The 13,313-nt window shown below is 51.7% G+C and carries 10 protein-coding genes; 6 read left to right on the plus strand and 4 right to left on the minus strand.

Annotation, left to right across the window (positions count from 1 at the left end):
* Positions 1 to 27 precede the first annotated feature (27 nt).
* The 3 genes from AC5YBZ_RS14680 (at position 28) to AC5YBZ_RS14690 (ending at position 2,813) form a co-directional block, all read left to right on the plus strand.
* Entirely contained in the window at positions 28 to 555 is a 528-nt protein-coding gene (locus AC5YBZ_RS14680; protein WP_494520893.1) for an FMN-binding protein, read from the plus strand.
* Positions 556 to 690: 135 nt separating this feature from the next.
* Positions 691 to 1,503: a PepSY-associated TM helix domain-containing protein gene (locus AC5YBZ_RS14685; protein WP_494543119.1), complete on the plus strand. Its 813-nt coding sequence runs from the start codon at positions 691 to 693 to the stop codon at positions 1,501 to 1,503.
* 128 nt (positions 1,504 to 1,631) lie between these two features.
* Positions 1,632 to 2,813 (plus strand): flavohemoglobin expression-modulating QEGLA motif protein, encoded by a 1,182-nt coding sequence (locus tag AC5YBZ_RS14690; protein ID WP_494520891.1) that lies wholly within the window; start codon positions 1,632 to 1,634, stop codon positions 2,811 to 2,813.
* Positions 2,814 to 2,915: 102 nt separating this feature from the next.
* On the opposite strand, the gene mrcB is transcribed toward AC5YBZ_RS14690, so the two are convergent.
* Entirely contained in the window at positions 2,916 to 5,138 is a 2,223-nt protein-coding gene (gene mrcB, locus AC5YBZ_RS14695; RefSeq protein ID WP_494520890.1) for a penicillin-binding protein 1B, read from the minus strand.
* Between the two features lies 1 nt (position 5,139).
* Between mrcB and AC5YBZ_RS14700 the strand changes: the two genes are divergently transcribed.
* Positions 5,140 to 5,298: a hypothetical protein gene (locus AC5YBZ_RS14700; protein WP_494520889.1), complete on the plus strand. Its 159-nt coding sequence runs from the start codon at positions 5,140 to 5,142 to the stop codon at positions 5,296 to 5,298.
* A gap of 21 nt (positions 5,299 to 5,319) precedes the next feature.
* On the opposite strand, the gene hrpB is transcribed toward AC5YBZ_RS14700, so the two are convergent.
* Both hrpB and AC5YBZ_RS14710 read right to left on the minus strand, forming a co-directional pair.
* A complete protein-coding gene (hrpB, locus tag AC5YBZ_RS14705) occupies positions 5,320 to 7,824 on the minus strand; it encodes an ATP-dependent helicase HrpB (protein WP_494523937.1) in 2,505 nt (834 codons plus the stop codon).
* A 76-nt stretch (positions 7,825 to 7,900) separates the two neighbouring features.
* Positions 7,901 to 10,117, minus strand: a complete 2,217-nt coding sequence (locus tag AC5YBZ_RS14710) for a putative bifunctional diguanylate cyclase/phosphodiesterase (RefSeq protein ID WP_494520887.1) — start codon at positions 10,115 to 10,117, stop codon at positions 7,901 to 7,903.
* Positions 10,118 to 10,477: 360 nt separating this feature from the next.
* Here AC5YBZ_RS14710 and thpR point away from each other — a divergent pair, with 360 nt between their 5' ends.
* Entirely contained in the window at positions 10,478 to 11,011 is a 534-nt protein-coding gene (gene thpR, locus AC5YBZ_RS14715) for an RNA 2',3'-cyclic phosphodiesterase (RefSeq protein ID WP_494520886.1), read from the plus strand.
* Positions 11,012 to 11,079: 68 nt separating this feature from the next.
* On the opposite strand, the gene pepB is transcribed toward thpR, so the two are convergent.
* A complete protein-coding gene (gene pepB / locus AC5YBZ_RS14720) occupies positions 11,080 to 12,357 on the minus strand; it encodes an aminopeptidase PepB (RefSeq protein WP_494520885.1) in 1,278 nt (425 codons plus the stop codon).
* A gap of 239 nt (positions 12,358 to 12,596) precedes the next feature.
* On the opposite strand from pepB, the gene sfsA reads away from it, so the two are divergent.
* Positions 12,597 to 13,301, plus strand: a complete 705-nt coding sequence (gene sfsA / locus AC5YBZ_RS14725; RefSeq protein WP_494520884.1) for a DNA/RNA nuclease SfsA — start codon at positions 12,597 to 12,599, stop codon at positions 13,299 to 13,301.
* Positions 13,302 to 13,313: the final 12 nt, after the last annotated feature.

The raw sequence follows: 13,313 nt of genomic DNA on the forward strand, positions 1-13,313 counted from the left end.
ATAAGCGATGTTACATCAGGGCACCACATGATCACTTTTCGCATTATCGTCACACTACTATTTACCGCGCTATTACTGACGGCAAGCCATGGCGTACTAGCGAATAGTGTCTACCAAAGTAATGATGAATTTATCAGCCAAGCCCTTAATACACCGACGCCAAAAGCAAAAGTCTATTGGTTACAAGATGACGATAAACAGGTTATCGAGCAGATCTTAGCCCACAGATACAATAAAATGCGGGTACGCTACTGGCAGCAAGCCGATGAAACAGTCTGGATTTTAGATGAAATAGGCAAAGAGTCTCCCATTACTGTGGGTATCCATATTAAGCAGCAGGCTATCGCCAAAACAAAGGTGTTGGTATACCGTGAAAGTCGCGGTGACGAAGTAAGGCACGACTTTTTTACGAATCAATTTACCCAAGCCACGCTCAATGCAGATCATCAACTTGACCGTCATATCGATGGTATTACTGGCGCAACCCTATCGGTCAGGGCATTAACTAAATTATCCCGTATCGCCCTGTATCTCGATAGCAAGATCAACAGCTAATTTGACATGCATCTGGCAAATCGTAGGCCCCGAGCTCATTTACAGCGATATTTTTGTAGCGCCATTGTGTATTATGCTGCCTCAATGACATCACCTATAGCCATTTACCGCTAAGTTAGATAAAGATACTCCTTAATGACTCATAAGCCCCCTAAGCGCCGCCACACCTCAAGACTTCACCGGTTAGTCAAATTTTGTCGTCCTTGGCATCGACGCTTAGGCTGTGTTAGCGCGCTACTGGTTATCTTAGTGTCATTAACTGGCATATTAATCAACCATAGCCATCAACTCTCACTCGACAAGCACGGGGTTGAACAACAGTGGCTACTCGATCATTACGGCATAAAAGCGCCATCAAACAGCGAGGTTTTTTCACTCTCGCCATCACTTGCCAGTACCGATAACCTCTTATGGCTCGCAGGTGAACAAGTGTTAGAAGCTAACGGCCCCATTATCAGCGCCCTTGCATACCAAGGCATGCTCGTCGCCATCGATAGCGATACTCTCTACCTAGTATCAATGCAGGGTGAGCTGTTAGAAAAACAAGGCAGCGCAACGGGCTTGCCTGCCAATCTATCTGCCTTGGCTATCTCCCCAGGTACAGAACATAGCCAACTATGGCTTAACAGCAGTCACGGTCAATTTGTGGCTGATGCCGAGCTTATCTCATGGCAATCGGCGACGCCAACGCAGCCCCTGGCTTGGTCAAACACCCTTAATACAGCACAGAGCCACAATCTCATTGAGACCCTCACACTGCGCGCCCGCGCCAGCCACCTCTCTTGGGAGAGGGTACTGCTCGATATCCACAGTGGTCGCATTATTGGTATATCTGGGCCATGGTTAATGGATTTGGTGGCACTTAGCTTAATTTTTATGACCCTCTCGGGCCTTTACCTCTGGCAACAAGCCAAACCCAAAAAACGTCAGTCACATCGCTCGCACTAATGCACCAATAATCTTTCATTTTTCGCTCATGATTTGGTAGCTAAAATCCCTAAGCTGAGTTAGCTTTAGCGGCAGACAAATTCTGCACGGCAATTGGACCCTCTTGGCCTGCACTCTAGGTCTAGGCGATGCCGATTATCGGCATCTATCACCCTCTTTATGAGATTGAACATTCTATGTCTAATGTGGCGCCTACCCTGTCGGCTATCGACACTCAGTTGCATCAGCTTGTTAAAGATATTGATATTTTAGAAGCCGTTAAGCCGCTTAACTACCTGCAACAAAAACAGGCCTTCTTTGATAACCACTTCTCCATTGAGCCTCGCTTTATCTACGCCGACACCTCAATCGATCCGTTTAAACTCAAACGCGATCTGTTTAACCTGCCATTAGAGTCACTCGATGATCCCGATATCTACACCTTATATCTGGACATTGTTGACTCGTATGTGGATAAAATCGATCAGTTTAAATCTATCGGCAGCAGTGAGTTTTTGTATGACTCGCTGCGTTACTATGGCGAGCCCAGCGAAAAAGACTTGCGCAATGCCCAGTTCATTTTGCATCTGCCCGATCTTCAACAAGATGGCGATGAGCCGCAGCTCGACGCGCAGGCAATCGGCGAGTTGTTGCAACAGATGGCGCAGCAAGAAGACTACCAATGGCAGCTGCAGTTTGACGAGACCATGGTAGCCAACGCCTTAGTGTCTGGCACCACAGTGCGCATTAACAGCCATGCCCGCTTGAGTAAAACCGATGCACGAGCCTTAGCGCATCATGAGTTAGGGGTGCATTTAGTCACCTCCCTCAATGGTAAACATCAGCCACTGAAAATTTTGTCGCTGGGCTGTCCACTCAATACCATGACTCAGGAAGGCTTGGCGATTTTAAGCGAATACCTGTCAGGCAATCTTAGCGTTAAGCGCTTAAAAACCTTGGCGCTCAGAGTGATTGCGGTGCGGTCGATGATCGAAGATAAAAACTTTCGCACCACCTTCTTAATGCTTAAAGAAGATTACGGTGTCGAGCCCAACTTGGCTTACACCATTACCGCGCGAGTGTATCGAGGCGGCGGCTATACCAAAGATCACCTCTATCTCAAAGGCTTTAGCATGATCTTAAACGCCTATGAAAATGAGCCGCAGTTTAATCACCTATTGATGGGCAAAACCTCATTGGCTTATCTGCCCATGTTGTCGCGTTTAATTGCAAAAGGCATTTTATCGGCGCCAAAGTACATTACCCCCGCCTATAAAAATCCGGTGGCAAACAGCGCCGTGAACACCTTTATCACCCACGCCATTCGCTAATATTTGCCGCGTGCCATGCAGCTCATGCCCATACAAGAGTAAGGCCCATAAAAAAGGAGGACGCGAGTCCTCCTTTTTTATCATCGATACACGCTGTAACCCTTATCTGCCAGTCAATTTTTGCCACCAAGACAAGGGCTGACCACAGTTACGTATGGGGCGATAACTCTCACGCAGCGCAGGTAAGCCAACCACATTGGCGCAATCGGCCTCTTGTGCCACCCCGGTATCACGATCGAAATAGCCTTGTACCACGCCCTCAACGGGGGTGCGCCTTAAACTGATGGGCGCACGCTGGCGTAAAAACTCCTGATACACCGCCATAGCACCGCTGCTGCCATAGAGTCCAGTTTTACCATTATCGTCACGCCCAACCCAAACAGAGGCGACATTTCGCTCATCGAAACCGGCAAACCAAGAGTCACGAGAATCATTACTGGTACCGGTTTTACCCGCCAGTGTCACCCCAGGAAATGCACGCCCTAAGCGGCTGGCCGTCCCCGACTGCACCACTTGTGTCATGGCGTGTTGCACCAAGAAATCGCTGGCCACCGGGATAGCTTGATGGGTCTTAATGGGGCTGCCCGCTAAGGCCTGATTGTCCATATCGAGCACATGGGTCACCGCACTGAGCTGACGGTAACGCCCATTATCGGCCAAGGTTTGATACACCTGCGCCACCATCAAGGGCGAGCCATTAACCGCGCCCAATAACATTGAGGGATACTCAGATATTTTATCTGGCCAGCCCGCCTTATCTAAGGTGGTGGCCACCGCATCGGTACCGATAGCCATACCCAAGTTAACCGTGGGCACATTCATCGACTTTTTAAAAGCCGTTAACAAAGGCACCTGACCCGAAAACTGTTTATCGACGTTTTGCGGTGACCAGGTTTGGCCATGCTGGTTTGTTAGGGTGATCGGCTCATCTTTTAACGGCGTCGCCAAGGTGTACTTATCAGCTTGAGTCAAGGCGCTGGCGTATACGAAAGGCTTAATCAATGAGCCTATGGGGCGACGTATCTCGACCGCACGGTTAAAGCCATAATAACTTGGCACTTTATCACCTACCATGGCAGCAATACCTGCCGAATACTTATCGGTGACCACCATGCCCACTTGCAAGGCTTTGTCGCGTTTAGCCAGCTGCTTCATGGTCGACTCCACCGCCGTTTCGGCGGCTTCTTGCGCCATAGGATCTAACGTGGTGTACACCTTAATGCCCGATTGCTGCAACAGAGCATCGCCATAACGCTCGCTCAACTCATGGCGCACCACGGCAAAAAATGCCGGTAACTTTTGTTGCACCGATTTATCAAACTGGCGTAATCCCAGCGGCGAGTCGACCGCGACCTTATATTGCGCCACAGACAACTGCTGCGCCTCCATCAACAGCCGCAGCACCAGATCGCGCCGAGCTTGCGCCCGCTCAGGATAGCGCCACGGATTGTAATAAGATGGCCCTTTGATCACCGCCACTAAAAAGGCTTGCTGCGGCAGAGTCAGCTCGGCGATGGGCCGACCAAAATAGAACTGCGACGCCAGCCCCATGCCATGCACGGCTCGGGCCTTATCTTGCCCCATATACACTTCGTTAAGGTAGGCTTCTAAGATCTCATCCTTGTCATACCGAAAGTCGATAATGATCGCCATTAACGCCTCGCGCAGCTTACGCACAATTGAGCGCTCGCTTGACAGAAAGAAATTTTTCGCCAGCTGCTGGGTTAAGGTCGAGCCGCCTTGTACCGTGCGTCCCGCGCTCAGGTTAACTAATGCGGCACGTACAATCGCAAAGGGATTGACGCCGTGGTGCTCATAAAAACTGCGATCTTCCACCAAAATTAACGCATCGACAATCGCCTTAGGCATCTGCTCTGCATCAACAAAGAGGCGATCTTCGCCGTCTCCGGCGATCATTCTGTCCAGTAACACAGGTTCAAGGTGGAACACCGCCAGTTGACGATTATCGCTTTGACGCGCGACCGATTCGACCCCTAGGCTATCAAACGTTATCATCACTCGCTGCTCGGCCTGCGAGCCTTGTGGGTGCAGGAAAGGCCGGCGCCACAGATCGACCCGCGTGCTAGAGGCGGAAAACTCCCCCACCTGGCGCGGATTAGCCACCTTGCGGTAACCGAGTAACTTGAGCTCGGCGATCAATTGGCTATGGCTCACCGCCGCCCCAGGGTAGATCGCCATAGAGCGACTAAACACCTGCGCTGGCAGATGCCATTTTTGCCCTTCAAATTTACGCGCGATAATTTGATCTAAATAGATACTGTAAATAATCAACGCCGCCAGCAGTGCCAAGGATAGCTTCCACACGATGGACCAGATTTTTCGTCCCCAACCGGACGTGGTGCGCGGGGCTGACTTTGACGTATTGCGCGCCTTAGTTTTGGGGCTCGCCTTGGTCGAAGATCGAGCAGGCTTGGCGGCGCGCGGTTTCTTGGGTGTCTCTTTGCTTGTCATCTTAATCCCATAAAAAATAGCTAACGGTGGGTCATTAACCGTTACTTAATGTTTTTTTCTTGGTGAATTTGGTCGGCACCGTATTGGCCGGATCGTCAGGCCACAGGTGCTTAGGGTAACGCCCCTTCATCTCTTTTTTCACCTCAAGATAGGGGCCAGCCCAAAAATTGGCTAAATCGGCAGTCAGCGCCAACGGCCGCTGAGCAGGTGATAACAACGCCATGGTCACCACCAATTTACCTTGCGCCAAGGTCGGGCTTTGCGCCATGCCTAGCGCCTCTTGTAGACGTACGCTCAGTAGCGCGCGCCCCGACGGCTCATATTCTATATTGGCACGGGTGCCCGTAGCCATGGGCCAGTGTGTCGGTAAGTGCTGCGCCAAGGTTTGCTGCAGCTCCCAAGGTAAGAGGTTATGCAACAGGCTATAAAAGTCGAGCGCTTGCAGCTGCGTCAAGCGGCGCACATTATCCAGATAAGGCCCTAGCCAAGTGGGTAAGTCGGCTAACAATGCCTCATCATCCATCGCGGGCCAGTCGCCAGCAAGCTGATACTGGCGTGCCAAGGCCACCCGCTGACGCAGCTGAGTGACTTTGGCATCCAAGTTAAGCACTGCTAGCCCTTTGGCGCGGATTAAACCATAAATGGCCTGTTTAATCTGCGCCGCGTCCAACTGCGCTATCGGCTGCTGCTCAACCACAATCGCCCCAACTCGGCGCTGGCGAAGTGCATAAAAGCGCGCTTGGTTATCATCCCAGCCACAATCAATATGCTCTGTGACGAGCGACTTTAGGCTGTCGTTAAAGCTGGCAGGATCGAGCCGGCTGGCCAGATATACCCGGCCACTACTTTGGCCTTGTGACTCTTGAAAATCGGCCACCACCAGCCAAGGCGCACCACTGAGGCTGTCATCAGTATTGAGCGTCACCCCAACGCCTGCGGCTAATTGATAGCCGCTAACGCCTCTGGCTTTGGCGATTCGGTCTGGAAACGCCAAGGCCAGCAACACGCTAATATCATCGGGATGAGCCTGGCTGATGGCCTGAGCAAGATCCACTTTCCCCCGCCCTTGCCCATCAATACGCGCCAAATAACTGCGGGCTAACTGCGCACTCTCACCATGACGCGCATCGCCCAGATAGCCACTGATATCGGCGCCGCGACGAGCGCGGCTGCGTGACTCAATCACGCCCGCCAGCACTGCCGCTAAGGCCAGCAAAGGTGTACCGCTATTGGCCTGCTGCCACTGCTGCGCTGTTAACAACATATGCGCCAAACGCGGATGGCAACCTAACTGATACGCGGCGCGGCCATGAGCGGTGATTTTACGTTTTTCATCCACCAGCTGCAGTTGTGTTAATAGCGACCAAGCGACCGCTTCATTGGCAGCCGATGGCGGGCTGAGTAATGGCAATTGCGTTAACGCACTCACCCCCCAATAAGCACCGTCGAGCACCATGGAGGTCAAATCGCCGAGTACGATTTCAGGTTCATCGGCTTGCAGCAAGCGCCCTTGCTCCTCTTGGCCCCATAGCCGAATACAATGACCGGGGCACAATCGCCCAGCACGACCGGCGCGCTGGGCCGATGACGACTGGCTGATCCGCTTTAATGACAGCCGAGTCACGCCAGTCTTAGGATTAAAACTGGCTTGGCGTTTATAACCGCTATCCACCACCACGGTGATGCCCTCGATAGTTAAACTCGATTCGGCCACATTGGTCGACAGCACCACTTTACGCCGCCCATCCGTAGCCGGAGCGATGGCGCTATCTTGCTGCGCTGCAGGCAAACTGCCGTAGAGCGGCGCGATATGATACGCCTTAGAGTCGAGGCGGGTCGCCAGCTGCTGGGCTAAGCGATTAATTTCACCTTGGCCGGGTAAAAATGCCAGCAGCGATCCTTGTGGGTGTTGCTGCAAGGCGGTCACTATCACTTGTGCCATATGCACCAACCACTCTTGCTGAGCCCCCACCGCGCGGTATTCGATGCTCACAGGGTAGCTGCGCCCTTCACTTTCGAGGGTCACCGCATTGGGCATCAACTCATGCAATGGCAAACCCGCTAAGGTGGCCGACATTGCCATGATCTTAAGATCGTCACGAAACGAGGATTGTAACTCTAACGCCAAGGCTAAGCCTAAATCTGTGGTGAGGTGCCGCTCATGGATCTCATCAAAAATAATCAGTTCATAGCCACTCAGCTCAGGATCCTGCTGGATCATGCGAGTGAGCACCCCTTCGGTCACCACCTCAAGCCGAGTATTGGTGCTCACCTTAGATTCGCCGCGCACCCGAAAGCCGACGGTATTGCCTATGGTTTCACCGCGCTGCTGGGCAATAAAATGGGCCACATTACGCGCCGCCATTCGTCTTGGCTCTAACATCAATATCTTACCGCTAATTTGCGGCCAATCGAGCAGTGCCAACGGCAAGGCCGTCGACTTACCCGCGCCCGTGGGCGCTTGTAAAATCAGCTGCGATGAGCTGGCCAATGCGCTTTGCAAGGCAGGAAAAAGATGTTGAATGGGTAGTGAGTTCACAAGGGGCTATCTGTCGGCAAAAACTGCGGCAAGTGTACCCGTTATGGGCAAAAAAACAAAATGTACTAGCCCAAGATCAGGCTAGGTCACCATAGTGCAACGCTCGGTGCCAGCCCAGAGCTTCACCTGAGGTCAGCTTCATTAAGGGCGTTGGCTTACCAATGGCATACCCTTGGCCATAATCGACCCCCAGCTTGGCTAAATGCTTGCCTATCTCGATGGACTCGACAAATTCGGCGATCACCTCAAACTGCATGTCGCGCCCCAACTGGCATATGGCCGCCACAATGGCTTGGTCGGCTTTATCCTGACACAGATGACGGACAAACTGGCCATCAATTTTAACGTAATCAACATCGAGTAATTTGAGGTAGGCGAAACTGGAAAAGCCTGAGCCGAAATCATCCAGTGCCAATTTACAGCCCATGGGTTTGAGTAGGTTAATTAATTCGGTAGCCAAATCGAGCTGCTTTACCGCGGCGGTTTCGGTAATTTCAAAACAGAGTTTACGGGCTAATTCAGGCTCGGCTAACAAGCGCATCTCTAGCCAATGCATAAACTCGCGATCGCCAATGGAGAGGGCCGACAGGTTAACCGATACCATAGATAATTCATGCCATAAGGCTAGATGGTTCGCCCCCCAACGCAGCACATTGTCGATCACCCAGCGGTCAACTTTGGCGGCGAGGCTAAATCGTTCGGCGGCGGGTAAAAAGATAGCCGGTGACATCAGCTCACCGTTTTCACAGCGCATGCGCAGCAATATTTCAAAATGTAAACCGCTATTGTTTGCCTGTAGCATCTCAATGGGTTGGTAATATAGCTCAAATCTGTCGTTGGCCAGTGCGCCAATAATATCGACCGAGGCGCTCATGTCGGTATTGAGACGTTCCACCATAGGATCATCGCTGGCATACACATACCACCCGTTACGGCCACTCTCTTTCACGACCCGGCACGCCGCATTGGCACTGCGAAGTAAGTCTGAAATGTTCGCTTGAGCATCTTGGCTTTGTGCCAAACCAATACTGACACTGATGCTGTGTTTGCGCCCTTCCCAGCTAAACTCATGTTGGTTTAACGCCTGACAGATCCGCTCGGCCACTTGCTCGGCAATGTTGCGATCGATATTAGGCATAAAGATGCCAAACTCATCTCCACTGAGCCGCGCAACCACATCGCCTTTGCGCACGAGGCGGGTCAGTCTGGACGACACCTCGCACAGCAGTCTGTCGCCAGCCTGGTAGCCACTGACATTATTGACCACTTGAAAACGGTCGAGATTGATGAATGCAACAAAAGTACTGCGCTTGGGCGCACATGGCTCAGACTCGATATAGAGGGTTTCAAAATAGGCGCGATTGGGTAACCCCGTCAGGCCATCAAAATTGAATACTGCCTCCTGTTGCGGGGCTAACGTCTGCGACACGTCAATGGGTTCGACCATCATCAACAAGGTGCCATCTTCTGCCGATAAGGAGAGAAAGGTCACCTGCGCTTTGCCCTGACAGTGACTATTTTTCATCTGCAGTTCACAACTAGCCTGGGCTAATAAGCCATCGCGCACCAAGGCTAGGGTGGCATAACATTGGCTAACTTCTTGGGGCAATATTAGGCTGGTGATATCTTGCAGCATCTCAACCTTGAGCTCATTGGCGGCGCAACGATTAAAGCGGATCACCCGGTTATCAATACCAACATGCACGCAACAGATCGGCATACGGTACAAGTGCTCAAGGCATTGGAGCTCACTGCTCTTTACCGCTTGGTGTAAGCGGCACGCCTCTTTGGCATAACCCAGCATATTGCCCGCCATAGTGAGCGCATCGAGACTCGATTCACACCAGTGACCATCACTATGGTAGCGATAAGCCACAAAAATATAGTGATTACCCAGCACGGGGATCAGCAACACACTCCCCAGGCGCGATGCGATAAACTGCAGGCTATCGCGCTGTTCAATTTCACTGGATACATCTTGGATAATGGTCGGCTGAGAAAGGGATGCACAGGAGTGCAAGCGGCGGCGATTCGCGACTCGGTTTAGCAGTTTTTGCGCATCACGTTGGCTAAATAAGGTGTCATCATCTTGATGCATCGCCTCAATCTGCACGCTCAAACGGGCCGGAGTGAGTCGCAGCAGCAATAAGCCGTTGCAGCCAGTGATATGGGCAAGCTCCAACAGCGCCGCATCTAATTCATCGAGTAGATCATAATCCGACAGGGCTGTAGCAACCAGCTGCAGCAGTCGGTCTGACGATGTGAGACTCAACTGAGATTGACTTTGTAACATAGTAAGGTCGCTTCCTTATGACCGTTTAGTAAGCACACATAGTTTGAACATCAATATACTCCGAGCCATAAACAATAGGCTTACCGTAGCACAAACCGATATGTTACAACTGACTCGACTTCATTGTTTTGCATATCTGCATCACAGAAAATGAAATTAACTATTACAATTTAAATTCATGAGCTTAAAAAAGAACAGCCGCATTTTAAAGAGAATTTAAGACAGCTGAACTTGGAGTATTTCATTGGCATTGACAGGTCGTCAATGGTTAAACCACAGCTCAAACCAGTGCCATGTATTGGCTAGCAGTATTGGGTAAGATGATGAATTAAGATTCTTTGATACATAAGGAGCTAAATCATGCTCAGCAGACTGTTTATCGGCGTAAGCCCGGCCCCTAAGGACATTCAGCGATTAACATCACTGCAGCAACAGCTGCTAACCGATGGGCAAGCTGTGCCTCGCGCCAACCTGCATATGACCTTGGCCTTTCTCGGCCAAGTCCCCCCAGCGGCCACCACTCAATTAATTGATAAGCTCGACCAGTTAAGTGCGCAGCAAAAACTTCACTCATTTAGCGTCTGCCTGAATGCGCTCACCTTATGGCAAAAAGCTAAAGCCCTGTGCTTAGTGGGTCCGCTTGATGACCCTCATTTAGCCGCGCTGCAACAAGAGTGTCAACAGGTCGCCACAAGCCTTGGTCTGCATCACCAACAGCATCCCTTTACGCCGCACATCACCTTGTTTCGCAAAGCCAAACAATTTACCCCGCTGGCCGTCGAGCCCATCACACTTAATGCCAATACCCTGCATCTGTACCAGTCGGTGAGCGATAACGCCGGCGTGCACTACCCTATAATACAATCATGGCCGTTAGTGGAGCCTCAACCCTAACGACTACAAACGCGCACAAAAAAACGCGCCCATAGGGCGCGTTGTTATTTCATCAGCAAGTCAGAACATTAATCTTCTAATAACGCTGCAATGGTGAGCATGCCGTGGGTCGTCGCGCCCGCCGCCCATAGCTCATTGGCGCTATCGGCAAAGGCCGCAGCCAAATCCACATGCAACCATTTGGCCTCTGGCGATACAAATCGCCACAAGAAACCCGCCGCATTGGATGCACCGCCAGCGCCCCCCCCTTTCATAGGACGGCTGTTAGCAGTATCGGCATAGGCAGATGGACACATCTCTTTATGCCAGGGATCTAACGGTAGCGGCCACACTCGCTCCGCCACTGTCGATGCCTTAGTTTGCGTCTGTGCCAACAGATCACTATTAGGGGAGAAAATCGCATTGTAGTTGCTGCCGACCGCCATGACCGCTGCGCCCGTAAGCGTGGCGGCATCGATAATTAGAGGCGCGCCGGTTTCACTGGCCGCTTGCAGGCCGTCAGCCAGCACCAAACGCCCCTCGGCATCGGTGTTGACCACTTCTACCGAGACGCCATTTTTGTACGTCAAAATATCGCCTAACTTGTAGGCGTGACCGCTGATCAAATTCTCGGCGCAGCAGAGAAACAATTTTACCCGCTTATTCAGCCCAGATTTAATCGCCAGCCCCAATGCTGCCGTAACCGTGGCCGCGCCGCCCATATCGCACTTCATGCCCAGCATCCCTTCTGAGGCTTTAATACTGTAGCCCCCTGAATCGAAGGTGATCCCTTTACCCACTAATGCTGCCGACACTGGGGCATCGGCATCCAAGGGATTAAAGTCCAGCTCAAGTAAGGCGGGCGGGCGCTCACTGCCCCGGCCCACGGCATGAATACCTATCCACTTGTGTTGCAAAAGTGCTTCACCTTCGATGATGCGGTAACTCACCTTATCGCCGCCTACCTGGGTTAACCATTGAGCCGCTTCAGTTGCTAGCGTCACTGGTGCTAAGTTTTCTGGGGTTTCATTAATTAAATAGCGGGCAAAACTAGCGCTATCACGGCGATCATGTAGCGCCGCTTGCATGGTTGCATCGCCACTCCAGAGGATCTCACCCGCCCCTTTGGCGGTGGCAAACCCTTGCGCGAACGCCCACTGACTATTGAGATCCCAGTCGTCGCCACACAACTGCACCGCCGCTACCCCTTGGCCACGTAGTTTTCGGGCCGCTTGCTGTACTTGGCGCAGCTGATCGCCCGCCTGCAGATGGATATGGGCTTGCCCTTGGCTAAAGGTGACATCGGCGCTGCCCCAATGGGCTGCTGGGGCATCGTTGGTCAGGTAGATCTTCATCGTATCGCTCATTATTATTCCTTGTTACGACTGGGTTTATCGACGAGATGTTATGTTCACCGCCGTCATTTTCGCCCAGTATAACCACAAATGGCATCGGGTTTCTAATACCGATATCGGCCTTCATCGATTATGCAATATGTGACATTTCTGACGTTAATGCCAAGCCACGATAAAAATAAAAGCCATAGTCGCCATCGACCTGCTTTGATAGACTTTGCGCCCCGATGCTTAATGGATAAGGTCAGATAATGCTTTTTAGCCCCCCGCTTCAACAGGGCACCTTAATCAAACGTTATAAACGCTTCTTGGCCGACATTGAGCTGTGCGATGGCTCACAGATCACCATCCATTGTCCTAACACGGGCTCGATGCGCAACTGTCTGTTTCCTGGCGAAAAGGTGTGGTTTTCCACCTCAGATAACCCTAAACGTAAATACCCTAATACTTGGGAATTGGCGCAAACCGATGCCGGCCACCTTATTGGCATTAACACCGGCCGTGCCAACGCACTGGCCGCCGAGGCGATAAATGACGGGGTTATCACTGAGCTGCAAGGCTATGGCGAGTTACGCCGTGAAGTCAAATATGGCAGTGAAAACAGCCGCATCGATCTGCTGCTTGAGGACACCAACTTAGGCCGCTGCTATATAGAAGTCAAAAGTTGTACATTACTAGAGCAGCAACAAGGTTATTTTCCTGATGCCGTCAGTATTCGTGGCCAAAAACACCTGCGCGAGTTAATCGAGATGGTTCGTTTAGGTCATCGCGCCGTACTGCTATTTGTGGTGCAACACAGCGGCATTGATAGGGTCAGCGCGGCCCAGCATATCGACCCCGATTACGCCCAGCTGCTGAGTCAGGCTCATCAGGCAGGGGTTGAAATCTTGGCCTATTGCACCGAGATGTCCACCGAAGGACTGCACTTGGCTAAATCCTGCCCTGTTAGCGTATAAATCACCGTTAAA

The sequence above is a fragment of the Shewanella sp. 553 genome (genome assembly GCF_059338375.1).